Annotated in this window: 18 protein-coding genes, 1 tRNA gene and 1 pseudogene; 10 read left to right on the forward strand and 10 right to left on the reverse strand. The window is 69.6% G+C overall.

Annotation, left to right across the window (positions count from 1 at the left end):
• Nucleotides 1-82: 82 nt before the first annotated feature.
• Entirely contained in the window at nucleotides 83-1,636 is a 1,554-nt protein-coding gene (locus ACH492_RS03040; protein WP_398982135.1) for an aldehyde dehydrogenase family protein, read from the forward strand.
• 8 nt (nucleotides 1,637-1,644) lie between these two features.
• On the opposite strand, the gene ACH492_RS03045 is transcribed toward ACH492_RS03040, so the two are convergent.
• Nucleotides 1,645-2,955, reverse strand: coding sequence for a DUF2254 domain-containing protein (locus ACH492_RS03045; protein ID WP_398982137.1), 1,311 nt, complete (start codon nucleotides 2,953-2,955; stop codon nucleotides 1,645-1,647).
• 188 nt (nucleotides 2,956-3,143) lie between these two features.
• Between ACH492_RS03045 and ACH492_RS03050 the strand changes: the two genes are divergently transcribed.
• Nucleotides 3,144-3,228: transfer RNA gene (locus ACH492_RS03050), tRNA-Leu, on the forward strand.
• A 123-nt stretch (nucleotides 3,229-3,351) separates the two neighbouring features.
• On the opposite strand, the gene ACH492_RS03055 is transcribed toward ACH492_RS03050, so the two are convergent.
• Entirely contained in the window at nucleotides 3,352-5,235 is a 1,884-nt protein-coding gene (locus ACH492_RS03055; protein ID WP_398982139.1) for a propionyl-CoA synthetase, read from the reverse strand.
• 765 nt (nucleotides 5,236-6,000) lie between these two features.
• Nucleotides 6,001-7,119 carry an isoafricanol synthase gene (locus ACH492_RS03060; protein WP_398982141.1) on the reverse strand — a complete coding sequence of 373 codons (1,119 nt, stop codon included), beginning with the start codon at nucleotides 7,117-7,119 and terminating at the stop codon, nucleotides 6,001-6,003.
• A 327-nt stretch (nucleotides 7,120-7,446) separates the two neighbouring features.
• On the opposite strand from ACH492_RS03060, the gene ACH492_RS03065 reads away from it, so the two are divergent.
• Both ACH492_RS03065 and ACH492_RS03070 read left to right on the forward strand, forming a co-directional pair.
• Entirely contained in the window at nucleotides 7,447-10,377 is a 2,931-nt protein-coding gene (locus ACH492_RS03065) for an ATP-binding protein (RefSeq protein ID WP_398982143.1), read from the forward strand.
• Nucleotides 10,378-10,492: 115 nt separating this feature from the next.
• A complete protein-coding gene (locus tag ACH492_RS03070; protein WP_398983271.1) occupies nucleotides 10,493-11,488 on the forward strand; it encodes a zinc-binding alcohol dehydrogenase family protein in 996 nt (331 codons plus the stop codon).
• A gap of 237 nt (nucleotides 11,489-11,725) precedes the next feature.
• On the opposite strand, the gene ACH492_RS03075 is transcribed toward ACH492_RS03070, so the two are convergent.
• The 4 genes from ACH492_RS03075 to ACH492_RS03090 all read right to left on the reverse strand — a co-directional run bounded on the left by ACH492_RS03075 (nucleotide 11,726) and on the right by ACH492_RS03090 (nucleotide 16,159).
• Nucleotides 11,726-11,953 (reverse strand): hypothetical protein, encoded by a 228-nt coding sequence (locus ACH492_RS03075; RefSeq protein ID WP_307660153.1) that lies wholly within the window; start codon nucleotides 11,951-11,953, stop codon nucleotides 11,726-11,728.
• Nucleotides 11,954-11,975: 22 nt separating this feature from the next.
• Nucleotides 11,976-12,902, reverse strand: a complete 927-nt coding sequence (locus ACH492_RS03080) for a trypsin-like serine peptidase (protein WP_398982145.1) — start codon at nucleotides 12,900-12,902, stop codon at nucleotides 11,976-11,978.
• A gap of 583 nt (nucleotides 12,903-13,485) precedes the next feature.
• On the reverse strand, nucleotides 13,486-15,348 hold the full coding sequence (locus ACH492_RS03085) for an AMP-dependent synthetase/ligase (RefSeq protein ID WP_398982147.1): 1,863 nt from the start codon (nucleotides 15,346-15,348) through the stop codon (nucleotides 13,486-13,488).
• A 79-nt stretch (nucleotides 15,349-15,427) separates the two neighbouring features.
• Nucleotides 15,428-16,159, reverse strand: coding sequence for a CDP-alcohol phosphatidyltransferase family protein (locus ACH492_RS03090; protein WP_398982149.1), 732 nt, complete (start codon nucleotides 16,157-16,159; stop codon nucleotides 15,428-15,430).
• Nucleotides 16,160-16,300: 141 nt separating this feature from the next.
• Between ACH492_RS03090 and ACH492_RS03095 the strand changes: the two genes are divergently transcribed.
• The 5 genes from ACH492_RS03095 (at nucleotide 16,301) to ACH492_RS03115 (ending at nucleotide 20,838) form a co-directional block, all read left to right on the forward strand.
• Complete coding sequence (locus ACH492_RS03095; RefSeq protein WP_398982151.1) at nucleotides 16,301-17,293, forward strand: zinc-binding alcohol dehydrogenase; 993 nt, start codon at nucleotides 16,301-16,303, stop codon at nucleotides 17,291-17,293.
• A gap of 77 nt (nucleotides 17,294-17,370) precedes the next feature.
• Entirely contained in the window at nucleotides 17,371-17,769 is a 399-nt protein-coding gene (locus tag ACH492_RS03100) for a 6-pyruvoyl trahydropterin synthase family protein (protein ID WP_398982153.1), read from the forward strand.
• Between the two features lie 47 nt (nucleotides 17,770-17,816).
• Nucleotides 17,817-18,893, forward strand: coding sequence for a glycosyltransferase family 4 protein (locus ACH492_RS03105; RefSeq protein ID WP_398983273.1), 1,077 nt, complete (start codon nucleotides 17,817-17,819; stop codon nucleotides 18,891-18,893).
• Nucleotides 18,890-19,726, forward strand: a complete 837-nt coding sequence (locus ACH492_RS03110; protein ID WP_398982155.1) for an SAM-dependent methyltransferase — start codon at nucleotides 18,890-18,892, stop codon at nucleotides 19,724-19,726. Before ACH492_RS03105 ends, ACH492_RS03110 begins: the two co-directional genes overlap by 4 nt.
• A complete protein-coding gene (locus ACH492_RS03115; protein WP_398982157.1) occupies nucleotides 19,723-20,838 on the forward strand; it encodes a lysylphosphatidylglycerol synthase transmembrane domain-containing protein in 1,116 nt (371 codons plus the stop codon). The genes ACH492_RS03110 and ACH492_RS03115 overlap by 4 nt, the downstream gene beginning before the upstream one ends.
• Here ACH492_RS03115 and ACH492_RS03120 read toward each other — a convergent pair.
• Nucleotides 20,827-21,474: pseudogene (locus tag ACH492_RS03120) on the reverse strand (RibD family protein); the annotation flags it as partial. The gene ACH492_RS03115 and the pseudogene ACH492_RS03120 sit on opposite strands and share 12 nt — an antisense overlap.
• Complete coding sequence (locus ACH492_RS03125) at nucleotides 21,471-22,217, reverse strand: creatininase family protein (RefSeq protein ID WP_398983275.1); 747 nt, start codon at nucleotides 22,215-22,217, stop codon at nucleotides 21,471-21,473. The pseudogene ACH492_RS03120 and the gene ACH492_RS03125, both read right to left, overlap by 4 nt.
• 127 nt (nucleotides 22,218-22,344) lie before the next feature.
• On the opposite strand from ACH492_RS03125, the gene ribA reads away from it, so the two are divergent.
• Nucleotides 22,345-22,998, forward strand: coding sequence for a GTP cyclohydrolase II (ribA, locus tag ACH492_RS03130; protein ID WP_398982159.1), 654 nt, complete (start codon nucleotides 22,345-22,347; stop codon nucleotides 22,996-22,998).
• A gap of 25 nt (nucleotides 22,999-23,023) precedes the next feature.
• Here ribA and ACH492_RS03135 read toward each other — a convergent pair whose 3' ends face one another.
• Nucleotides 23,024-25,963 (reverse strand): NHLP bacteriocin export ABC transporter permease/ATPase subunit, encoded by a 2,940-nt coding sequence (locus tag ACH492_RS03135; protein WP_398982161.1) that lies wholly within the window; start codon nucleotides 25,961-25,963, stop codon nucleotides 23,024-23,026.
• Nucleotide 25,964: the final 1 nt, after the last annotated feature.

The raw sequence follows: 25,964 nt of genomic DNA on the forward strand, positions 1-25,964 counted from the left end.
ACTCACGGCCCATGACTCCGGGCCGATGCCCCACCCACCACACGGCCTGACCCTCCCGCCCCTGACGAGCGGAGACCAGCTCATGGCACCCACCCTCACCCCCAACCTCACCCTCAAGCCGGGCACCGCCTGGTCCGACGCCTGGCAGCGCTGTATCGCCGCCGCGCCCGAGTCCTTCCAGGACGACCGCGTACTCAACCTCTGGGCCGCGCAGTGGCACGCCGACGGCCGCGCCCTGCCCGCCACCAGCCCCGTCGACCTCAGCCCCATCGCGGGACCGCCCCGTCTGGACGCGGCCACCGCGCAGCAGGCCGTACGCGCCTCGCTCGACCAGCACCGTGCCTGGCGGCACGTCCCGCTGCCCGAGCGCCGCGCCCGCGTCGGCGCCGCCCTCGACGCCCTGACCGAACACCGGGAGCTGCTTGCCCTCCTCCTCGTCTGGGAGATCGGCAAGCCCTGGCGGCTCGCCCAGGCCGACGTCGACCGTGCGATCGACGGAGTGCGCTGGTACGTCGAGGGCATCGAGCCCATGCTCACCGACCGCTCCCCGCTGGACGGCCCGGTCTCCAACATCGCCAGTTGGAACTACCCGATGTCCGTCCTGGTGCACGCCATGCTGGTGCAGGCCCTGGCCGGCAACGCGGTGATCGCCAAGACCCCGACCGACGGCGGCGTCGCCTGTCTCACCCTGGCCAGTGCCCTCGCCGCCCGCGAGGGCATCCCGATCACTCTGGTCAGCGGCAGCGGCGGCGAACTCTCCGAGGCACTCGTCCGCTCCCCGGAGATCGGCTGCGTCTCCTTCGTCGGCGGCCGCGACACCGGGGCCCGTATCGCCACCGCGGTCGCCGACCTCGGCAAGCGCCACATCCTGGAGCAGGAGGGCCTGAACACCTGGGGCCTGTGGAACTACAGCGACTGGGACTCGCTCACCGCCGTGATCCCCAAGCTCTTCGACTACGGAAAGCAGCGCTGTACGGCATACCCGCGGTTCGTCGTCCAGCGCGAGCTGTTCGCCGACTTCCTGGCGGCCTACCTCCCCGCCGTACGCTCCATCCGTACGGGCCACCCCCTGGCCGTCGAGAACCCGTCCGACCCCCTGCCCACCCTCGACTTCGGCCCGCTGATCAACGCGGCGAAGGCCAAGGAGCTGGGGGATCATGTGGCCGAGGCGATCGACCGCGGCGCGGTCCCGCTCCACCGGGGCACGCTGGCCGAAGGCCATTTCCTCCCCGGCCAGGACACCTCCGCCTACCTCCCGCCCGTCACCCTCCTCAACCCGCCGCCGAGTTCCCCCCTCCACCACGCGGAACCGTTCGGCCCAGTCGACACGATCGTCCTGGTCGACACGGAGGCGGAGCTGCTCGCCGCGATGAACGCCTCGAACGGCGCGCTCGTCGCGACCCTCTCGACGGACGAACCGGAGACGTACGAGCGGCTGGCCCCCCAGATCCGGGCCTTCAAGACCGGCCACGGCAAGCCCCGCTCCCGCGGTGACCGCGACGAACTCTTCGGCGGCTTCGGCGCGTCCTGGCGGGGCGCCTTCGTCGGCGGCGAACTGCTGGTCCGCGCGGTGACGGAAGGACCGGCGGGGGAGCGGCTGCCCGGCAACTTCCCGGAGTACCAGCTCAACGCGTAACTGTGTCCCTATCCGATGCCCTGGCGGTCGGGCTCCAGCGCGAAAGCGCGCTCGGCCGCCTCGGGCAGGGCCCTCTCCACGGCCTGCACCAGCAGCGCCCGATGCCGCTCGAGCGGCTCGCGGCGCTCCGGCGGTACGAGCCCCAGCAGATCGTCGATCCCGGCGAGCATGCGCCGGGACACCTGAGGGTTCCCCGGGGCGAACCCGCGGATCTCGGCGAACCCGAGATCGACGAGATCCCCCCACTCGGGCACGTCCTGGATCAGCCGCACGTCGCCCTTGCCGTCGCGATGGTGCACGGCCCCCAGCGGGCGTGCGGCGAGCGCCGCCAGGAACTGCACGATCCGGTCCAGGCACTGCACGGCGGTGGTCGGGTCGTTCACGGCCGGTGACAGCGCCCGCAGCGCGATGTCGGACAGCTGGCGCAGCCCGAACCCGAGGTCCTGATGAAACGTACGCTCCACCCCTACCGACACCGTGGACCGCAAGACCCACCGCGACGGCACCCGATCGGGCTCCCCGTGTACGGCGAGCACGGGCATGCCCGGCACCACGAAGTCCCCGATCCGCGGAATCAGCCGCAGTACGACCCCCTTGCGCCGCGCGACCCGCATCAGCCGGGCGGCATGCACATCCCGCAGCGTCCCGGACCGTCCCTGATGACGCACGCGAGCGACCTCGGGAGGCAGGGGTGTGTCGTCAGCCCTCTGCACCGGCATCTTCGCCAGCACATGGAACGACTCCTTGGTCACCCGCGCCGCCACGGGCCCCACTTTCATCAGCTGCAGCGTCTGCGTCACATACGCGATGAACAGCAGCAGGCTGAGCCCCACCATGAGGAGAGTCAGCGCACTCTGCACGAGCGGGACCGAGGCCACCTGCCGCGGATTGGTCTCGCTGTCGTACGACGTCAGGACCAGCAACGACAGCAGAAACGTCGCCAGGAAGACGGAGAAGGTGAGCTTGCTGATCCGGCTCCGGATGAAGATTCGTACGATGCGGGGACTGAAGTTCCCGGCGGCCATCTGGACGGCCACCAGCGAGATGCTGAAGACCACACCGATGAAGGTCATCATCGCCGCGCTGACAGTGGTGACGATGGTCTTGGCGTCCTCGGCGACCCCGATGAGAGACCGGACGGTGTCGTACTCCCCGGCCTTCTGAAGCCCCTCCAGGATCGCGGTGTCGAGCGCGTCCGCCGCGCTCCACAGCACGCACACGAGGAAGAGCGCCAGGGTGGGCGCGAACCAGAAGGTGTCCCGCAAATGCTCGCGCAGAGGGGAGAGCGCACGGGGCCGTCGATACCTGCGATCACTCACACAGCTGAAGGTATCGTCACTGTGTGTTTGCATGTGGATACACGCTGCACCGGCGCCGGTGCGACGTGGACCGTACACCCCGATCGGGGCGGCTGCACCCCACTGACCACCGGATATGCAGGTGAGGGGCACCTCGATCCCCTGGTATTGTTGTCCATGTCGCCGCGGGAAACCGGGGCGGTCACCTAGTCCGGGTGGCGGAATGGCAGACGCGCTAGCTTGAGGTGCTAGTGCCCTTTATCGGGCGTGGGGGTTCAAGTCCCCCCTCGGACACTCGCTATAACGATACGGAAGCGAGGGCCTCGACCTTACGGTCGCGGTCCTCGTGGCGTTTTCGTAGCTGATGGTGATGCCCAGGGCTTCGTACAGTCATCGCACCCTGCCGCTGTCGCTGCCTCACCCGCTCTCGGGTCGCAGCACCGGCCGCAGGGCGTCCAGCACGGAGGCGTCCTCGATCGTCGACGGCACCGGCTCCTCGCGGCCCTCGGCGATGGACCGCATGGACTTCCGCAGGATCTTCCCCGACCGGGTCTTGGGCAGACCGGCGACGATGTCGACCTCCTTGAAGGAGGCGACCGGGCCGATGTCGGACCTGACCGCCGCGATGAGTTCGGCGCGCAGTTGCTCCGGGTCGGTATCGGCTCCGGCTTTGAGTACGACGAGGCCGCGCGGCACCTGGCCCTTGAGTCGGTCTTCCACTCCGATCACGGCGCACTCGGCGACGGCCGGGTGGGCGGCGAGGACGGCTTCCATGGAACCGGTGGACAGTCGGTGCCCGGCGACGTTGATCACGTCGTCCATGCGCCCCATGACGAACAGATAGCCGTCCTCGTCGACGTAGCCGCCGTCCCCACTGAGGTAGTAGCCGTCGAAGCGCGAGAGGTAGGAGTCCACATAGCGCTGGTCGTCGTCCCAGAGGGTCAGCAGCGTGCCGGGCGGTAGCGGCAGCTTGATGCAGATGGCGCCCTCGCCGCCGCGCGGCACCTCCGCGCCCGCCTCGTCGAGGATCCGGACGTCGTAGCCCGGAACGGGAACCGTCGGGGAGCCGGGCTTGATCGGCATCGGTTCCAGACCACGGAGGTTGGCGGCCACCGGCCAGCCGGTCTCGGTCTGCCACCAGTGGTCGACGACCGGGACGCCGAGGGTGTCCGTGGCCCACTGGTAGGTCTCGGGGTCGAGGCGCTCGCCCGCCAGGAAGAGCGTGCGGAAACCGCTCAGGTCGTGGCCGGCGAGGAGCTCGGCCCGGGGGTCCACCTTCTTCACCGCGCGCAGTGCGGTGGGGGCGGTGAAGAGCGCCTTGATCCCGTGTTCGGCAATGACTCGCCAGAAGGCCGCGGCGTCCGGGGTTCCGACGGGCTTGCCCTCGTACAGCACGGTGGTCGCGCCCACCAGCAGGGGCGCGTAGACGATGTAGGAGTGGCCGACGACCCACCCGACGTCCGAGGCCGTCCACCACACGTCGCCGGGACCGATGTCGTAGATCGCGGACATTGACCAGGTCAGGGCGACGGCATGGCCTCCGTTGTCACGCACTACTCCCTTGGGGCGTCCGGTCGTTCCGGAGGTGTAGAGGACGTAGAGCGGGTCGGTCGCGGCAACGGGCACGCAGTCGGCCGGTTCGGCGCCGGCTGTCAACGCGTCCCAGTCCAGCTCGCCCTCGCCGAGGTTCGCGCGCGCCTGTTCGCGTTGGAGGATTACGACGGACTCGGGCCGGTGAGCGGACAGCCGCAGCGCCTCGTCGACGATCGGCTTGTACTCCACGATGCGGCCCGGCTCGATACCGCAGGACGCCGAGAGGACGACCTTGGGGCCCGCATCGTCGATGCGGGCGGCCAGTTCCTTGGGGGCGAATCCACCGAAGACCACGGAGTGGACGGCGCCGAGCCGGGCGCACGCGAGCATCGCGACGACAGCCTGGGGCACCATGGGGAGGTAGATCACGACGCGGTCGCCCGCACCAACGCCCAGACCGCGCAGCGCGCCGGCGAACCGGGCCACCTCGTCCCGAAGTTCGGTGTACGTGAACGAACACCGCTCCCCGGTGTATGCCGAGTCGTGGATCAACGCGGTGCGGTCGCCGTGGCCCGCGGCGATGTGCCGGTCGAGAGCGTTGTGACAGGTGTTGAGCTGTCCGTCAGCGAACCAGCGGTAGAAGGGCGGCCGCGAGGCGTCCAGCGCCCGTGTGGGCGGCCTCTCCCAGTCGATCGCCTCCGCGGCCCGCAGCCAGAACTCTTCGGGGTCGCTCAGACTGCTGCGATGGGCGTCCTCGTACCGTGGCACGTCGCACTCCTGATGACTCGGCCTGACGACCAGTGTGGCCGCATCTGCGGTCGGGGACCGTGACGCGTACCGCTTGATCCATTTCCCTCACACTCAAACACGGCTCAGACACGCGACACGCCCATTGGCCGAAACGGGCCCGGGACGGGCACACTTCGCCGGGGACACTGCACGAGCTGCGTGGCTCGTGCGATCGACGCCATCAGCTGCCCGGGGCGCGTCGGCGAACTTGCGAAAGCGATCAGGTAGGTACAGATAGACGTGCTCAGCCGGTCAAACGCTCACTCCGGCGGCTGCTTGACGAAGACCGTCAGGGCACTCTTGGCCATGACGTGGCGGAGTCCGGGACCACACGGGTCACGTTGATCAGGCTGGCGTCGTCGAGGCCGCGGCGGGCGGTGCAGGACCGCTTCGTGCAGACGGACCCACACGTCGACTCTGGCCAGGTCAGGAACCGGCGATGAACCCTCAACTTCGATGTTTGGTGGATACCTGGAGCTGACAGGTGCGGTGGTGGCTGCGTGTCCGTTCTCACGATGAGGCGGTGGGCCCACTCGGCGGACATTGCAGCCCGAGCCGTCCTTGCGCGATCATGACCGTATCGTCAGTGGTCGGATCGCCCCTCGGACACAGAGAGAAACCGAAGAAACGGGTCTCGACCAGTGATGAAAGTCCTGGTAGGGGCCCGTTTCTCGTTGTTCTGCACGACGGTGGCCGGGGTGTCTCGGGCGACGGCGAAGGCTGCGACGTAGCCGAAGAGGCTGCTCAGCTCTCTGTCGGCGCCTTCCGCGTAACGCGTTCGGCCAAGGACTCGGCTGCCGCGGCGAGGTATGCCCAGGGCCGTTGCCGTCCGCCGCTGACCGCGGCGATCCCGGCCTCGTCGTAGCGGGAGGTCGCGAGGGACCAGGCGAGGTTGCCCGCCATCAGGTGACCCATGCCCTCGACATAGTGGTCGATGTGCCCGCGCACCTCCGGAGGCACACCCCGTTCGCTCAGCATCCTGGGGAGGGCGGCGGTGAGCTGGGCGAACCGGACTGTCCGCGCATTGGCGAGGGCGGTGATGTGCTCGACGGACCGCTCCAGGGAGCAACCCTCCTGTTCGCGGAGGACGATGACACTGTTGTTCACATCCCCGGCGGCCAGTTCCTTGGCGAGCGAGACGATGTCGTTGACGAAGATCACCACATCGCCGGTGATCTCACACATCTCCCGGAGCGGGGAAGAGTCGTGCAGCCCGTCCGGCAAGGTGTAGCCGCCGCAGCGCTCGGTCAAGTCGAGGCAGGGCTGTACGCCTATGGAGTCCCGCCGGACCTTGAGGAACTGCTCCAGAGAAGGCAGGCGGTCCGCGTTCCGGTGGTGTGCTTCCGCTTGATAGGAGGTCATGTAGGCCTGCCAATGCGTACGGAACCGACGCTGCCAGCCGTACGGAGTACCGGCGGTGGCCCGGCGCCAGATGTCCCGGAACCCCTGGACGAGCGGTGGGCCCGCCCCGCCGGGCACCAAGGGCGCGCCATCCGCCGTCATGGTCCGTACGAGGCTGGCCACCACATGCTCGATCGCCTCGGGCCGCATCCCCAGCCGACCGTCGAACTGGTCGTCGAAGATGAAGAACCATGCGTTGAAGTCGGCCGCGAGCTCAAGGTCGTTGCCTGTGGCGTCGGGGTAAAAATACGCCATCAGCCGCTCGAGCCGCAGCGCGTCGTACTCTGCCGTCTCGGCTTCCCCCGTCAGCAAGCCCGTCCCTTGCAGCCACTGCAGTGTGTGTCGCCGTGCGCGCTCCGCGTGCGGGCTGAAGCGGGCAGGGAACGGAATCCTGATGGCCGTGGTACGCCGGGTTGGGTCCGACGGGCCCGGGTGAAGGCCGGAAGCCATCGCTCTCGCCATACGCACCCCCTGGGTGTCGCGGCGGTTCCGCCGGCTCGGCGGTGCAGGTGTGACGCGTTCTCGCCGCCCTACGAGGCTAGGCGCAGCATCAGTCGAACGACCGTGAGCGACGGGTGTCATGTGGCGTGATACCGGCGTACGCGACCGCGTACGCGCCCCCTAGGGAGGCGCATCGGGAGGTGGGGACAGAGGAACCGCCGTGCGGTCGCCGGTATTACCAGAAACCATTCGTCTCCGCGGGCAAGACCTCCGCAAAGGACTACGGACCGTCTCCGTGGGCGTACCCTTCGCATACTCGGGGACCGACACACGGCCGAAGGAACGGATGTGGCCTACACAGGAGACCGGCCGGGGCGACCGCGCCGACTGCTGCTGGAGCGTGACGCGGAACTCGCGGCACTGGATGCCCTGTTGACGGACCTGGGCGCGTCGTTCACAGGGTCGGCCGCACCCTGCACGGGCGGCTTGGTGGCCTTAGCCGGGCCGGCCGGACTCGGCAAGACCACACTCCTCAACGAGGTGCGCAGGAGGGCCGTGGCCCGCGGCTGCACAGTGCTCTTCGCCTGCGGAGGAGAGCAGGAGCAGGGCGTGGCATTCCATGTCGTACGCCAGCTCGTCCAGCCCGTACTTGCGGCGGGTTCCGAGAAGGAACACCGCAAGATACTTGGCAGTTGGTACGACATCGTCGCCCCTGCTGTGGGCTTGGTGGCGGGGAACGGCAACGCCTCGCCCGATCCGCAGGGCGTGCGGGACGGCCTGGACTGGATCGCCACCCGCTTCGCCGTGCAGCGAGCGCCGCTGGTCGTGATGCTGGACGACGCCCACTGGGCCGACGCCGAGTCGCTGGCCTGGCTCACCGGCTTCGCACCGCGGGTCACCGAACTCCCGATGCTGCTCGTCGTGGCCTACCGCTCCGATGAACTCCCCGCTGACTCGGTGGCGTTCGGAAGGCTGGCCGAACGCCTTGGATCGCGCCCCTTCGACCTCGTACCGCTCACCCCCAGCGGGGTCAGCCGCATCGTCCGGGAAACTCTGGGTGAGGAAGCCGATGAGGCGTTCTGCCGCGAGACCTGGGCGGTCACCGGAGGGAACCCTTTCGAGACCGTCGAACTGGTCGCCAAGGTCGCCGATCGCGGGCTGAAGCCGCAGACCGTACACGTTCCCGAACTGCGGGAGCTCGCCTCCGCGGTGAAGGGCAACGGGCTCGTCGAGCGACTGGAGCGGCTCGGCACCTCCGCCGTCCGGTTCGCCTGGAGTGCCGCCGTGCTGGGCTCCGAAGCATCCCGGAGCCTGGCCGCGAGCGTCGGCGGACTGGGCGAGGCCGAGTCCGCCGACGCCGTCGCCCGGCTGCGCGAGGCCCGCATCCTCGCCGACGCAGCTCCGGACGCCCCCGAAGACGATCGTTTGGAGTTCTTCCACCCACTGGTCGCCACCGCCGTCTACCGGGCGATTCCCGCGGCGTTCCGCGTCGCCATGCACGGCCAGGCCGCCGCGATCGTCTCGAGCGCGGGCCTGGGCGCCACCACGGCTGCCCGGCACCTGCTGGAGATGCACCCCGAGAGCGATCCCTGGGCCGTGCGACAGCTCCGTGAAGCCGCCCGCGAGTACCTCAGGGCAGGTGCTCCCGAGGCCGCCCGGCGCTGCCTCGCCCGGGCGCTCCGCGAGCCACCCGCCCTGGAGGAGCGGGCCGACCTCCTGTTCGAACTCGGCTGCTCCGCCCTGCTGACCGAACCCGCGACCACGGTCAACCATCTGCGGGCCGCACTGGACGAGCCCGTCCTCGACCCGGCACTGCGCGAGGCAATCGTCTACCGGCTGGCACAGGCCCTCGGCCACTCGGACCGGATGGCCGAGGCCGCCGAGACGGTCGCCGAAGGTGCCCGAGGGGCCACCGACACAAGGACGCGGCTGCGCATGCAGGCGGAGCAGTTCATGTGGAACGCCTTCCGGGCCGACGAACAGGACTCGCCCGCCCGCTCGCGCAGGCTGGCCCGGCTCGCCGAGCACCTCACCGGCCGGGGCCTGGCGGAGCGGTACATCCTGGGGCTGCGCGCCTGGGACGCCATGGTGCGCGGCGAGCCTGCGGCCACCGCGCTCCACTACGCGGAAGAAGCCCTCGGCGAGGGCCTCAAGTGGACCGACGAGCAGTGGGGTTTCGAGGTCCCGGTCCTGGTTGCTCTCACCTTCATGTACTGCGACCAGCCCGGACGAGCGGAGGAACTCTTCAACAGGGGCATCGCAGAATGCGAGAGCAAGGGCTGGCGCGGCGCCCATCTCTCGTTCGGTTACACGCTTCTGGGCTATATCCGCTATCGTCGCGGACGCCTTGACGAGGCCGAGACCCTTGTCCGCGGTGGACTGCGGATCGCGGACAGGGTCGGGCACCAGGTGCCCGCACAGTACTTCGCCATCGGCATCCTCATAGAGATCCTGCTCGCCCGCGGCCGCACCCAGGACGCCCAAGAACTCGCCACCATGTACAGCTACGGCGAGGTCGTGCCCAGCGCCGTGGTGTACCCGGACTCCCAGACCGTCTACAGCGAGCTGCTGCTCGCCCTGGGCATGCGGCGGGAAGCCGAGCAGCAGCTCGTCCGGGTCGGCGAGCGGCTCGAACCGCGCGGCATGCGCAACCCCGCCTGGTGCCCCTGGCAGCTCCACCTGGCCCAGGCACTGAAAGTTTCCGATCCGGAACGGGCCCTCGAGCTCGCCTCCGAAGGTGTTCGCAGGGCCCGCCGATTCGGTACCCAGTCCGCCATCGGGCAGGCGTTGCGTGCCAAGGCGTCGGTGACCCACGGTGCGGAGCGGGTCAGCCTGCTCGCCGAGGCCGTCGTACACCTCGAGCGCTCCCCTTCCGGCTACGACCTGGCCTGTGCACTGGTGGACCACGGCGTCGCACTGCGCCGTGCCGGGCTGCCGCAGGACGCCGCAGAGCAGCTTCACCGTGGACTGGAAGGCGCCGTGCAGGGCGGGGCCGACGCCCTCGCGGCGCGGGCCCGCGAGGAACTGGACGCAGCCGGTCTGTGGCCGCTCCAGCTGCGCACCGCAGCCACCGAGTCGCTCACCGCGCAGGAGCGGACCGTGGCCGAATGGGCCGCTCGCGGCTGGTCGAACGCCCGCATCGCCGAGGTTCTGGGTGCCCAGGACCAGGTGGTGACCCGGCTGCTGTCAGACATCTACCGCAAGGTCGGCTCCGATCAGGCGGGACTGCCGAGGCTGATCGGGATGCAGGGGGGTACGTCGCCGACACCGCATGACTGAACCGATCGTAGATCGGCTCAAGTCCCCGGGCGGTACTTCGCCTCGACGGATCGGCCCCGTCCGCGGTCTGATGGTGTGGAGGGAGGTGGCCCGGGTGGGCGGAATTCCTACGACGATGCGGGCATGGGTGGCCGATGCCGCCCGCAGCGGAGCGATCGAGCCCGTCGAGCTGCCCGTCCCGGTACCCGAGGCTGACGAGGTGCTGGTCCGGGTGCACGTATGCGGAGTGTGCCGCACCGATCTCCATGTCCGCGACGGCGATCTGCCGCCGCACCGGGAGCGGGTCGTGCCGGGCCACGAGGCCGTCGGCGAAGTCGTCGCGGTCGGCGCCCGGGTCACCGGGCCGAGGGCCGGTACCCGGGTGGGGATTCCTTGGCTGCGCCGGACGTGCGGGGTGTGCCGGTACTGCGCCCGAGGACAGGAGAACCTGTGCCCCTCGTCCCTCTACACCGGTTGGGACGCGCACGGTGGCTATGCCCAGTACGCCACCGTGCCCGCGACCTACGCGTACGAGCTGCCCGGCGGATACTCCGACGAAGAGCTGGCCCCGCTGCTGTGCGCCGGGATCATCGGCTACCGGGCGCTGCGCCGGGCCGACCTCCCTCCCGGCGGCCGACTCGGCATCTACGGCTTCGGAGCCTCCGCCCATATCACCGCGCAGCTTGCCATCGCCGAGGGCGCCGTCGTCCATGTCCTCACCCGGTCCCCGGCCGCCCAGGCACTCGCCCTGGAACTCGGCGCCGCCTCGGCCGGTGACGCCGACGCCCGGCCGCCCGAACCGCTCGACGCGGCGATCCTCTTCGCCCCGGTGGGTGACCTCGTCCCCGTAGCCCTGGAGGCACTCGACAGCGGCGGGACACTGAGCATCGCGGGTATCTACCTCACCGACATCCCGCCGCTGCACTACGAACGGCATCTCTTCCGCGAACGCAGCGTGCGCAGCGTCACCGCCAACACCCGCCAGGACGGACGGGACTTCTTCGCCGCGGCGGCCCGCCACCGGCTCCGGGCCACGGTCACCCCGTACGACTTCAAGGGCGCGGACACCGCCCTGGACGACCTCGCGGCGGACCGGATCACCGGGGCAGCGGTGCTGTGTATGCCCGCCTGACGGCGGCGGTGCGCCGCCAGGCTCCGATTGGACTCGCGGCGGGGCTCGTGGTCGGGCTCGCGGCCTGGCGCCCGGACACCCACATGAGCTGAACACTCCAGGTCAGCCCGCAACACGACCGGTTGGGGTTCTGGGTCAACTCCGTCCTCGGACACCAGCACACCAGAAGAGACCCCACTTCGCGTGGGGTCTCTTCGGCTTTCTGACCCGGGCGTGACCCGGTCCGGCCTGCCGTCCTCAGCTGTCTTCCGGCATGGGTGCCGGCCGGGCCCCCTTCGTCCGTTCCGGCGTCCAGTAGTCCCGCACCTCGTCGGGGCCCTGCCGCACATCGCTGCTGGTGGTCCCTGAGTCCGGCTGCGGCTTGGGGGCCGAGGCGGCCGCGGCCGTACGCCATGCGGCCACCGCCACGACAGCGGCGAGCAGGACGGCGGCGGTTCCCCATCGGCTCAAGCTACTGCGACGCATTGGACTGCTCCTTGTCAGGTTGTCAGGTGACGCTGCCCTGGGCGTCGAACATCGCCTTGACGGAGTCATCGAAGTACGAGCTCCGGTTCCAGCCGCCTGTGGCGAGCGTGCTCATCGCCCCGTTGACGGACCCCAGGCCGTTGGAGTCATTGAACTCCCGCAGCCACGGCCCGCCGCTCGATCCGCCGCCGAAGTCACACTGGAGTTCTATGCGGCCGTCGCTGACCGCTCGCGTGGTGCCCTGACAGGCCCACTGGAGCTGGCCGTTGTCGCGGTTGCCCGGGTAGCCCATCACGGTCATGGCCTGGGTGCGCGAGAAGTTCCAGCTCAGTCCGTGACCGCCGGTGACATTGACGATCTTGTTGCCGTTGAGCGGCCAGGTGGTCACCATCGCCACGTCCCGGCCGAGGTCACTGTTGTTGATCCAGGCGTTGAAGGTGCGGAACTGCTTGGCGGCGTAGGTGCCGAAGGGGCGGACGCCGGAGCGGAAGCGCGGCGCATAGGTCCAGTTTGTCATCCAGGTGCCGCCGCGGCCCCCGTGTACGCAGTGCCCGGCGGTGATCAGCATCTGCTTGGAGGGACTGTTGATGGCACTGGCCGAGCAGGTGTAGTTGAGTCCGTTGCTGGGGTTGGTGAAGAACACCTTGCCCACCGCCGCGGATTCGGTGACCAGCGGCCTGACGGTGTCCGCCCGCCCCTGGGCGGGCGGGGTCGATCCCGGCTTTCCGGTGGGTCCTGCCTTGCTCTGGGCGGCGCGCTGCGACCCGGCTGTCCGGTCGAGCGGGATGGCCTTCCTCATCCGCTCCGGCGTCCAGTAGCGGGCCAGCGCGGCGGCGGCGGACGCCGAGTCGACCGGCGCACCGTTGGCGAGCCGCGGAGTGGCGCTGGAGGTGGTGGCCCCGGCGGGGACCGCGGCGGATCCGGGCCCGCTGGGCGCGGATCCCGCCATGGCGGGAGTTGCCCCGACCAATGCCAGCATTGCGGCAGTGGCCAGCGGTAGAAGTGCCTGTCTGAGACTGCGCACGAGTGGTACCCCCAATGGTCGATTCGGACGCACATTGCTGCAGTTCGCCAGTCAATGTGCGGAGCAGTAGCGACCGTAGGTCTGGCAAGTGCCCGCGTGATAGTCCGAAATGAGTCCCTCCGCTATTCGCTCACCGTGCCGCGTCGCATTTCGGTCAGTCCGGCCCGCCGCTTGCTTGCCGAATACTTGTGTGCCGGATGCTGGCAAGTGCAGGTCGCTTACGAGGCTTTGGCGCGGCGTCAGCAGGTGGGGGGCAGGTCAACTCTCCGGCCTTGGTGGCACTTTGTGAAATCCGGCAGACCTGTGGGCATGCTCTTGATACGCCGCCGGTGGCAGGATTTGTTTTTCATTCCGCCAGAAAACGAGACACATTGCGGGCGAGTGATTCATGCCCCCGACGCCTGAAGATTTCTAATTACGTTGAGGCGTAAACCTAAAGCCGCCTCTTCCGGAAAGGGCGTTGCGTCGTTTCTCGTGAGAGCATGCGACCAGAACAGATCGAAACAGCTCAGGTGCTGGGCCATGTCCCCGGCGCGTAGGGCCTCCTGAGTGCGTACAGCGCATCGATGTCTGCCGCGTACGCTCCCGTGATCGCCCGGCGCCGCAGTTTCAGTGTCGGCGTCATCAGCCCCTCCGCCACGCTGAACTCGTTCGGCAGGATGCGGAACGCGCGGATGGACTCGGCCCTTGAGACCTGGGTGTTGGCCCGGGAGACCGCCCGCTGGATCTGTGCCCGCAGATCCTCGTCGTCCGTCATCGCAGACACGTCCGCCGGCTGCTTTCCCTTGAGGCTCTGCCAGTGCGCCAGCGCCTCCGGGTCCACCGTGATGAGCGCCGCGATGTACGGCTGGTCGTCGCCCACGACCAGGCACTGCGAGATCAGCGGATGGTGGCGCAGCTGCTCTTCCAGGGGCAGCGGAGCCACGCTCTTGCCGCCGCTGGTGATGATGACGTCCTTCTTGCGCCCCGTGATGACGAGATAGCCCTCGCCGTCGAGATGGCCCGTGTCGCCGGTGGCGAACCACCCGTCGCGCAGCACCGCCTCGGTGGCCTTGGGGTTGTTGAGATAGCCGGCGAAGACCGTGTCGCCGCGGACCCACACCTCGCCGTCATCCGCGATGTGCAGCGCGCAGCCGGGGATCGGCCGGCCCACCGTGCCGAATCTGACTGATCCAGGCGGCTGGGCCGTGATCGCACCCGCGGTCTCGGTGAGGCCGTACCCGTCGTAGACGGTGACGCCCGTGCCCGCGAAGAACAGCCCCAGCTCCCTTCGCAGCGTCGAGCCGCCGGACACCGCGTTGCGCACCTGGCCGCCCAGTACGGCGCGCAATTTGCTGTACACCAGGCGGTCGTACACAGCGTGCAGGACCTTCAGGGACGGGCTCGGACCATGGCCCGAGCCGATGGAGCGTCGCTCCACGGCCTCGGCGTAGCGCACCGCGACGGCCGCGGCCTTGTCGAAGAGGCCGAGATGTCCTGCGTCCTCGGCCACGCGGCGGGCCCTGTGGAAGATCCTCTCGAAGATGTACGGCACGGCGAAGAGGAAGGTGGGCTGGAAGGACGCCAGAGCGGGGAGGAGCGCCTCGGGGGTGAGATCGGGCTGGTGGCCGAGGCGGATGCCGCCACGCAGACAGGCGACCACGACCATCAGCCCGTAAATATGGGCAACGGGCAGGAAGTTGAGGATCGACGGCTGCACACCCGGCTCGGCGAGGATCCCGCCCCAGCCTTCGATCAGGATGTCGCACTCGGCGGCCAGATTGGCGTGGGTGACGAGGCAGCCCTTGGGTGTTCCGGTGGTGCCGGAGGTGTAGCAGATCACGGCGATCTGGTTGGGCAGAACAGCGGCGCGGTGGCGGTGGATCAGGTCATCGTCCACGCCGAGGCCCTGGTCGATCAGGGCCGCCACACAGCCCAGGTCCATTTGCCAGATCGCGGACAGCCGGGTCACCGCGTCGGAGGCCGCCGCCACGGTCATCGCATGGTTCTCGTGCTCGACCACGATGGCCCGGACCTGGGCGTCGTTCAGGATCCAGCGCACCTGCTCGATGGACGACGTGGGGTAGACCGGAACGACCTCGGCGCCGACGGACCACAAGGCGTACGCCAGAACCGTCCACTCGTAGCGAGTACGGGACATCAGCGCGACCCGGTCGCCGAACCGGATGCCGCTGGCCAGGAACCCCCTGGCCACGGCCATGACTTCGTCGCGGAACTGCTCCGCGCTGATCGGCTCCCAGTCCTCCGGCCCTGTCCCCGTCCGGGTGAGCTGCACCAAAGAGGGATCGCGCTCAGCTGTCTCGTACACAGAGTCGGCGAGACCCCCCGACCGCGGCGATTCGGCACGGAATGGAGGACCGTAACCTTGCATTGGGCTCTCCCCTCCCCGTGTTGGGGCGCCGCACTGTGCAACTCAGGGAGCGAAAGGTACCTGTTGGAGGGAGTGTTGCCTAGTTTCCGTGGGTAAGCCGGTCCCTCACGCCCCACAGCCACCTGATGTCCCGTCCGAAGGACCAGATGAGCAGGGCCAGCGCTGAGAAGACCGCCGCGAACGCCGGCAGGCGCGGGACGACTCCGGCGCCGACCACCAGAAGCACGATCCCCTGCAGCGCCGCCACCGTCTTGCGGGCCGTGCTCGGCGGCAGGGCTCCGTTCAGCCATGGCAGAACCCGGGCCGCCGCGACAAAGGCGTAGCGCATCGTGCCGATCAGCAGGACCCAGGGGCCAAGCGACGTGGCGACATAAATGCTGAGTACGAGTATCAGGAAGGCATCGACTTCCATGTCGAAGCGCGCGCCCAGGGGGGAAGCCGTGCCGGTGCGGCGGGCGACCTGACCGTCGACCGCGTCGAGGATCAGCGCCACCGTCGTGAGCGCGACCAGGAGCGTGACCGGCGGCGGACTCTCGAAAGAGTCCGCGACCAGGGCGGTCACGCCCCCGACGAGCGTCGCCCGCGCGAGGGTGACGCGGTTGGCGGCCCCGAAGGAGCGGAGCCACGAGCGGTGCACGGCGCGCGTGAGCACGGCCCAGGTCACGAGCGCGAACGCCAGGCCTGTCAGCCATCCCGCGGGCCCCAGGCCGATCGCCGTGCCGAGAAGGGCCAGCAGTAGTAGCTGCGCGCCCGCTCCAGCGGCTGTCTCCTGGCGCAGCAGCCGCCTGTCATACGTGTTGTTCAGGGCCACCCTTGCCGCCCTCCGGCTGCGTGACAGAGTCAATGGTGCCGCGTACCGTGGCCGCGGCTTGTTAAAGATCAGTACGTCAAACGCCGCCCGAATGTTCAGGAGCACGCAGATGAAGCGCGCCGATTGTTCAGGAGTACGCAGATGAAGCGCGCCGCCCGTGCCTTCTGGCTCCACTCTCCCGGCCATGGCGAGATACGGGACGTCTCCTTGCCCAAGCCCGCCGCCGACGAGGTTCTCGTGCGCACCCTCTGTTCCGGCGTGAGCCGTGGAACGGAGACCCTTGTCTTCCGCGGTGGCGTACCGGAGAGTCAGCACACCGCGATGCGGGCGCCGTTCCAGGACGGCGATTTCCCTGGGCCCGTGAAGTACGGCTATCTCAACGTCGGCCTGGTCGAAGAAGGACCACAGCACCTCCTCGGCCGTACGGTCTTCTGCCTCTACCCGCACCAGACCCGCTACGTCGTCCCCGCGAGCGCCGTGACCCCCGTGCCGGACACTGTCCCCGCCGCGCGGGCCGTGCTGGCCGGAACGGTGGAGACCGCGGTGAACGCCGTGTGGGACGCCGCGCCCCTGATCGGCGACCGGATCGCGGTGGTCGGGGCCGGCATGGTCGGCGCCTGCGTCGCCGCGGTCCTCGCCCGCTACCCCGCTGTCCGTGTGCAACTCGTCGACGCGGATCCCATGCGCGCCGGGATCGCCCGCGCGCTCGGCGTCGACTTCGCGCTCCCCGAGGACGCCGCGGGCGACTGCGATCTCGTCGTCCATGCCAGCGCCACCGAGGACGGGCTCGCGCGCTCACTGGAACTCCTCGCCCCGGAGGGGACGGTTGTCGAACTGAGCTGGTACGGCGATCGTCGGATCAGCCTGCCGTTGGGGGAGGCCTTCCACTCCCGCCGCCTGGTCGTGCGCAGCAGCCAGGTGGGGATGGTGTCCCCCTCACGGCGCTCCAGCCGGACCTTCGCCGACCGCCTCGCGCTCGCGCTCGACCTGCTCGCCGACCCCGCCTTCGACGCGCTGATCACCGGCGAGTGCGCCTTCGACGAGCTGCCGGAGGTGCTGCCGAGACTCACCTCCGGGGAGCTCCCGGGGCTGTGCCACCGGGTTCTCTACAAAACCGCTGCTGACCCGGCCTGAACAACGAGAACAAGCCAGCCGTACTACAGGGTCCGAGTACAGGGTCCGATGTGCCGCCACACCTGGAGGATCATCCGTTGTTCAGCATCACCGTCCGCGACCACCTCATGGTCGCTCACAGCTTCCGTGGAGAGGTCTTCGGCCCCGCGCAGCGCCTGCACGGAGCGACGTTTCTTGTGGACGCCACCTTCCGCCGCGCCGAGCTGGACGCCGACAACATCGTTGTCGACATCGGACTGGCCACCCGGGAACTCGGCGCCGTGGTCGGCGAGTTGAACTACCGCAATCTCGACGACGAATCCGACTTCGCGGGCACCAATACCAGTACGGAATTCCTGGCCAAGGTCATCGCCGACCGTCTCGCCGACCAGGTGCACGCAGGGGCTCTGGGCGAGGGCGCCCGCGGCCTGGCCGGCATCACGGTCACCCTGCACGAATCACATATCGCCTGGGCGAGTTACGAGCGCACCCTGTGAACCGCGCCGATGTTCATGCGGCCGCCCCGCACTCGCGCTCGGTGCACATGGTCATCCCCGGGGGCGTCGACGATCCGGCCGCGCCGAGTGGCGGCAATGTCTACGACCGCCGGGTTTGCCAGGAACTGCCCGGAATCGGCTGGCAGGTCCACGAGCACGCCGTGGCGGGCAGCTGGCCACAGCCCCAAGCGGCTGCCCGCGGCGAACTGGCCCGAGTCCTGGCGGGGTCGGCGGACGGCACCGTCGTCCTCCTCGACGGACTCGTCGCCTGCGCCGTTCCGGACATCGTCGTCCCCGAGGCCGAACGGCTGCGCCTGGCAGTGCTGGTGCACCTGCCGCTGGGCGACGAGACAGGACTCGCCCCCGCCCGGGCGGCGGCCCTGGACGCCTTGGAGCGCGAAACTCTGCGCGCCGTTCCGGCGGTCGTGGCGACCAGCGAGTGGGCGGCCCGCAGACTCGTGGCCCACCACGGCCTCGCCTCAGGCCGGGTCCATGTCGCCGCCCCCGGCGTCGACATCGAGCCCCCGGCGCCCGGCACCGACGGTGTCTCGCGGTTGTTGTGCGTCGCGTCGGTGACTCCGCGCAAGGGACAGTACCGGCTGGTGAAGGCACTCGCGGCCGTCGCGGACCTGCCCTGGGACTGCGTATGCGCCGGCGGCCTCGATCAGGACCCCGGCTATGTCGCCGGGCTGAGGGAGCTGATCGAGGAGTACGGCCTCGGCGACCGAGTGAGCCTCGTGGGACCCCAGGCCGGTGCGGAGCTCGACGCGAGCTACGCCGCCGCCGACCTCATGGTGCTCACCTCGTACGCCGAGACGTACGGCATGGCCGCGACCGAGGCGCTCGCGCGCGGCATTCCGGTGCTGGCGACGGCCGTCGGCGGTCTCCCCGAGGCCGTCGGGCGCGCGCCCGACGGCAGCGTGCCAGGCATCCTCGTACCGTCGGAGGACCCGGCGGCACTCCCCGCGGCGCTGCGCTGCTGGTTCGGCGACGCCGGCCTGCGCCGTCGGTTGAAGGCGGCCGCAGGCGACCGGCGCACCGCGCTGGACGCGTGGGAGACGACATCGCGGAAGCTGGCCGGTGCGCTGGAACAGCTCATACTCGAACCCCGGAGGGCCGCGTGAGTACGACCGACGTGCCTCGTTATGCCCCCGAGTGGCTGGAGCTGCGGGAAGGCGCCGACGCCGCCGCCCGCGCATCCGGACTCCTCGAACCGCTGCTCAGGCACCTGCAGCTACCAGATGCGGGGCTGGTGATCCGCGATCTCGGCTGCGGCACCGGCTCCATGGGACGCTGGCTGGCACCCCGGCTGAACGGCCCCCAGCACTGGATCCTGCACGACCGTGACCCCGCTCTGCTCGAACTGGCCGCCGCGCGGATGCCCCGTACGGCAGCTGACGGCAGCGCCGTGACGGTCGCCGCCGAACGCGGTGAAATCGGCCGCCTGACCGCTGAAGACCTGTCCGGGACCTCGCTGTTGACGGCCTCCGCTCTGCTGGACGTGCTCACCCGCGACGAGATGGACGGGCTCGCCAAAGCCTGCGCGACGGCCGGATGCCCGGTACTGCTGGCGCTCTCCGTGGTCGGGCGGGTCAAGCTGACACCGGCGGAACCGCTGGATGCCGAGCTCGCCGCCGCTTTCAACGCCCACCAGCGCCGTAACGGCCTGCTCGGGCCCGACGCCGTCACCGCGGCCTCCGAGGCCTTCGCACGGCAAGGGGCGACCGTACGGGCGCACCCCAGCCCATGGCGGCTCGGCGCCGATGAGTCGGCGCTGACGGCGGAATGGCTACGAGGCTGGGTCGACGCGGCCTGCGAGCAGCGCCCCGGCCTCGCCTCGCGCGCGGAGGCGTATCTGCGCCGCCGCCTGGCCACGTGTGAGGCGGGCCAGTTGGAGGTAGTGGTGCACCACAGCGATCTGCTGGCCCTGCCCCGGCCGGCGGGCGGGACCTCATGAGCCAGACAGTACGGGCCCGTCTCGGCACGCTCGCCGGAGCGGGCATCCTCGTGGTGCTGGTGTGGCGGCTGGGCACCGGTGCCTTCCTGGACGGGCTGCGCAGGATTGACGGCCCCACCCTGCTGGCCGCTCTCGGCCTCGGCCTGCTCACCACTGTGTTCAGCGCCTGGCGTTGGTGCGTGGTGGCCCGCGGCCTGAACATTCGGCTGCCGCTGGGCCGTGCCGTCGCCGACTACTACCGCGCGCTGTTCCTGAACGCGGCGCTGCCCGGCGGCGTACTCGGCGATGTACACCGCGCGGTGCGGCACGGGCAGGACACGCATGACGTCGGCCGTGGTGTGCGTGCGGTCGTCCTCGAACGGACCGCGGGCCAGGTGGTCCTGATCGCGGTCGGTGTGACGGTCCTGCTCGCCCAGCCGTCCCCGGCCCTCGCGGGGCCCCGCGACCTGGCCGCGTCGCCGGGGACCGCTGTGGCTCTCGCAGTGGTGGTCGCCCTGACGATCGCGGTCGCCGTCCGTCTCCGCGGGAAGTCAGGCACTTCGCGATGGCACCGCGCGGTCCGAGCCGCGCTGGCCGAAGCGCGGCTCGGACTGCTCGCCCGCAGAAGCTGGCCGGGAGTGGTCATCTCGTCCGTCGTGGTGCTGGCTGGGCACCTCGGCACGTTCCTTCTCGCCGCCCGGGCCGCCGGGTCAACGGCGCCGTTCGCCGAACTCGCGCCCCTGATGGTGCTTGCGCTGCTCGCCATGGCGCTGCCGCTGAACGTCGGTGGCTGGGGGCCCAGGGAAGGCGTCACCGCGTGGGCCTTCGGCGCCGCCGGCCTGGGCGCGGCCCAGGGTCTGACCGTCGCCGTCATCTACGGAGTGCTCACCTTCGCCGCGAGCCTGCCCGGTGTCGGGGTGCTCGCCGGCCAGTGGCTCGCCCGTCTTCGGCGTCCCCAACTCCAGCTCGAAGAGCGTGTCCTCGCCGAGGGCGGCGCGTCGCACCGGCGGGCGGAGCGCGTCGCGCATCACCGGCGTACCGGCGAAGCGGAGCCCCGGGACACCGTCGCCGAGCAGGACCGGCGCCACCGTGACGTAGAGCCGGTGCAGCGCCTGCTCGTGCAGGAAGCGTGACACGGTGACGCCGCCGCCCTCGATCAGTACCCGGCCCAGACCGCGCCGCGCGAGCGCCTGCACCAGGCGGCCCGGGGCGAACGCATCGCTGTCCGGCAGCGTCAGTACATCGACGCCGTCCGGGGCGGACTTGCTGGGGTCACTGCCCTCGCCCACCACCCACAGCGTCGGCGCTGATCCGTCGGTGAACACCCGGTGCCCCGGCGGTACGCGACTGTGCGGATCGAGCACGACGCGCACCGGGCTGGCCCCGGGGCAGGCACGCACCGTGAGTTGCGGATCGTCCGCGACCGCTGTGCCCGCCCCGACGACCACCGCGTCGGCGAGCGCACGCAGGCGGTGCAGATGAAGGCGGTCCTCCTCGCCCGTGACGTAGTCGGCGTCGCCGGTACGCGTCGCTATGAAACCGTCCAGGCTCTGTCCGAGCTGTGCGAACGTAACGTGCGGACCGGCCAGGCACAGCGGGAGATAGCGGTCGGCGAGCATCTGCGCCTCGGGCGAGGCGTCCTGCTCCCAGCGCCGGCCGCCGTCCGCGCCCGGGACAAGGCCGGCGGCTTCGGCGTCCGCCTCCGACCTGATGCCGCGCAGCCGCTCCCAGGCTTCCGCCGCGTCGAGTACGTCGCTGCGGCCGGTCATCGCGTCGCCTGCCGGGTGAGCAGTGAGACGTACTCACCGAAGGATTCGACCAGTGCCGCCAGAAGTTCTTTTCCCTTATCGGCGGACGCCATTGACGGACGGCCGATGACACCGGACTCGGTGTATGCCGTCATACCCAGAGTGAGCAGATGCTTACGGTCGTCGACCAGGAAATCGGAGGTTTCATAACCAGGGCGGACCAGTTCGGGATGGGCGTGCAGCAGGATGGACGTCTCCACTTCACCCGCGTGCATATCGCTGTGTGACGGGGTCTGCACATCGGCCCTGGACCGTGCCGCATCCCAGTCTGCCGAGCCCGGGAAAAGCGCCATACGCATCCCGCTGCCGACGGATTCCTGAACTACGTTGCGCAGTACGTAATTTCCGCCGTGCCCGTTGACCAGAATCAGGGAACCGACACCGGACCGGCGGAGCGAGTCGGCGATGTCCCGTACGACGGCATGGAGGGTCGCGGCGGAAATGCTGACGGTTCCCGGCCAGGCCGCATGCTCGTGCGAGCAGGAGATCGTGAGAGGAGGAAGGTGGTGAACCGGATGGGCTGCGGCGATCTCCCGGGCGATGGTGCAGGCGATGACCGTGTCGGTCACCAGGGGAAGGAACGCGCCGTGCTGCTCGAAGCTGCCTATGGGAAGGACGGCGACATCGGCCTGCCGGGTCCGCACGTCCTCCGTGGAGTCCCACGGCAACAGGCCCGATGCCTGTGGCGTTTGTGAACCACTCATTGTTTTAGGGCCTTTCGTTGTTCGCTCTGCGCGTCCATGGTCGAACGTGATGAAACGGGCAGTCAGTTGATGCTTCTTCGTCATTTTGGCCTACGCCGCCCAGAGATTGCCAGATAGGATCGGGGTCATGACAGAAAGTGATGGCGTGTTCGGCGACAGTGTTCATCCATCAGGTGTAGAACGAGTGGTGGATGTCCGGCTGTCCACCACGCACGGCGATTTTCTCGCCATCGGCTACCTGGACCGCGAAAGCGGGGACGAACAAATGGTGCTGGTATACGGCGATGCCGAGAAAGAGGGAGCACTTACCCGTGTGCATTCGGAGTGTCTGACCGGAGATGTCTTCGGGTCCAAGCACTGTGAATGCGGCGATCAGCTGTCCGCCGCACTGCACGCCATCGTGACGGAAGGGCGCGGCATTCTCGTCTACCTCCGGGGTCACGAGGGGCGAGGGATAGGTCTGTTGGCCAAGCTGCGGGCCATGAAGCTCCAGGCGGAGGGGCTGGACACGGTCGAGGCGAATCTCGCCCTCGGGTTTCCGGCCGACGCCCGCGACTACCGGGTGGCGGCGGAGATGCTGCACGACCTCGGTGTGCAGTCCGTGCGGCTGTTGTCGAACAACCCGCTCAAGCGCGAAGCGCTGCTGCGGCACGGCATCAAAATCACCGAGCAGGTTCCCCTGCTGATACCGCCGCGCGAGGAGAACATGTCGTATCTGCTGACCAAGCGGGAACGCCTCGATCATTACCTGCCGCACCTGGACGGCGTGACCGACCAGTGACGACCGCCTCCACGGGTCCGCCGGCTCAGGTCATCTGCCGCCGCACCAGTTCGTGAAGCGCGCCGCCCGCGTTGGCCAGCAGGTCGGCCGGGCGGCCCTGCTCGACGACCCGGCCGTCCGACATCACGATCACGCGATCGGCGTCCATCACCGTCGACAGCCGGTGGGCGATCACCACACGGCTGGCGCTCAGTTGGCGGGTGGAATCGATCACGATGCGCTGGGTCTCGTTGTCCAGCGCGCTGGTCGCCTCGTCGAAGAACAGGATGCGCGGGCGGCGGATCAGGGCCTGGGCGATCATCAGGCGCTGGCGCTGGCCGCCCGAGATCGCGCCGCCGGCCGAGATCATGGTGTGCAGGCCCATCGGCATGCGCTTGATGTCCTCGGCCAGGCCCGCCATCTCGGCGGCCTCCCACGCCTCTTCCTGGGAGAAGGACTCGGCACCGCAGATGCAGTCCAGGATCGAGCCGGTCAGCGGCTGTGCGTTCTGCAGGACGACACCGCACTGGCGGCGGACGGCAGCCTGGTCCAGGGCCGCCAGGTCCTGGCCGTCGTACAGCACGCTGCCCGAGGCCGGTTTGTCGAAGCCGATGAGGAGGCGGAGAAGCGTCGACTTGCCGCATCCGCTGGGACCGACGATCGCCACGAACTCGCCCGGCCGAACCTGGAGAGACACGTCGTCGAGGACCAGGGGGCCGTCGTCGGAGTAGCGGAAGGAGAGCTTCCTGGCCTCCATCGCGCCGGTCAGGGTGCCGGGCTGGGCGCTGGCGCCGCAGACCTCAGGGGCCTCGTCGAGTACCGGCTTGATCTGTTCGAACATGGGCAGGACGGCAGCGGCCGAGACCAGCGCCCCGGAGACCTGCGTGACGGAGGTCAGCAGCATGGTCACGGAGGTGTTGAAGGTCAGGAACTCACCGGCCGACATGCTGCCACGGGCGGGGCCGGCCAGCAGCATGAACATGGTGAGCGAACAGAGCGGCAGATAGACCGCGTCGAGGACCGTGGTGAGGTTCCTGATCCGGCCGGCGCGCTGTTGCAGTTCACGGGAGCGGGCGAACTCCCGCGCCCAGGCGGCATACGCGAAACTCTCCGCCGCGGCTACACGCAGCTTGGGCAGCCCGCGCAGGGTCTGAAACGCCTGGTTGTTGAGCTTGTTGCCGAGCTCGACGAGCTGCCGCTGCCACCGCAGCTGCCACAGGCCCATCCCGAGAAACACGGCTCCGATGAGGATCAGCATGGCGATCGCGGCGAGCGCCAGCGGAACGCTGTAGCAGAGCAGCAGTACGAGGTTCATCGCGCCGACCGTGCTCGCCTGCACGGCGACGGGTCCGATGCCGGACAGCACCCGGCGAATGGCGCTGATGCCCATCGCCGCACTGGCCAGCTCTCCGGTCGAGCGCTCGGTGAAGAACCTGGTCGGCAGCCGCAGCAGCCGGTCCCACACGGCCGGTTGCAGCGCGCTCTCGATACGTCCCTCCATCCGCAGAATGGTCAGGTTCTGCAGCAGCATGAACGCGGCGGAGACGACGCCGGCGATCATGACTGCGAGTGAGACCTGGACGATGAGGTTCTTCTCGGCCGTCGGCACGTACACGCCGAGCACCTGTCCGGTCGCGATCGGCACCAGCGCGCCGAGACCCACCGTCACCAGTCCGGCGAGCGCCAGATTGCGCAGATCCATGCGGGTGTCGCGCAGGCTGAAGCGCATCAGCTGCCAGGCGGTCATGGGCCGTTCCGGCAGCGGGCGGTAGAACATCACGGCGCGCGGTTCGAGTTCCTCCGCGCTGTTCCTGCCGATGCGTATCCGCAGTCCGGATGCCGGATTCACCGCTTCGTACCGGCCGCGACGCCACAGCAGCGCGACCGGGGCTCCCGACTTGGCCCAATGACCCACCAGGGGGCCGGTATTCGTACGCCACCAGCGACCGTCGAGTCTGACCGCGCGGGTACGGATCCGCGAGCCGACCGCTATCCGCTCGACCGGACTGACGCGGTCGCTCACCGCACCGCTCTTCGACGGCTCGGAGAGCGTGATCCCGGCGGCCTCCGCGACCCGCCGGCAGACAGCGAACGTGGCGTCGTCGGTCGCCACGTCAGCGCCTGTGGATGCCCGGCCGGCCCGTTCCGGCCTGCCGATGGAGGCCAGCAGCGCCTGATCGGCCCGGGCACGGACGGCCTCGCCCGCCTTGATACCGGCGGCCGTCCGGTCCTCGTGCGCGCGCTCCAGCTCTTCGATCCAGCGGTCCACCGCGGACAGCAGCCGGTACTGCTGGTTGACCATCTGCTGCCACAGCGCAGCGTCGACCAGCAGGTCCCCGGCCGCCTCCGCGCTGTACGCGCCGCCGTACTGGACGCTGCCGGGGGAGACCGGCATCCACAGGATGTCGTCGTCGGCCACGGCCACGTCGGCCGCGGGCCGGCCGTCGAGCGGAGCCTGGAACAGGACGCCGAGGCCCCGCCCGGTGCCGAGAGCGAAGGCGTACTCCAGGGGACTGGGAGCCTCGTAGCCGGTGTTGGATGTTTCGTAGCCGGTGCTGTACGTGCCGGACCCGGTGTCATACGTCCCGGACATGGTGTTGTACGTGCCGGAGGCGGTGTCGTACGTCCCGTACTCGGTCTCGTACGTCTCGTACCCCGGCCGGTACAGCTCACGCAACGGGATCCTGCGCAGCTGACAGTCCTGCGAAGGCCTGCCGAGCAGGGTGTGCCGCGGGCCGTCCACCGGGCCGAGCAGCAGCGTGCCCGCTTCGAGACGGCCGAGGAAGTGCCAGTGCCCCTGCTGGGCGGCGTCGACCGCGAAGAGATCCAGCGCCCCGCCGACGACGAGCCACAGCACCTGCGGCCCCTCCAGCGCCAGGCTGCGCAGGCCGGTGCAGTCGACGGGCGCGCCGAGGCCGCCCAGCGCGTGGGTCACCGCGTCGGTCTCGCCCGGTCCCGCGACCGCGGACGGGTGAACGGATGCCACG

The sequence above is a fragment of the Streptomyces sp. NPDC019443 genome (genome assembly GCF_044389785.1).
Taxonomy (GTDB): domain Bacteria; phylum Actinomycetota; class Actinomycetes; order Streptomycetales; family Streptomycetaceae; genus Streptomyces.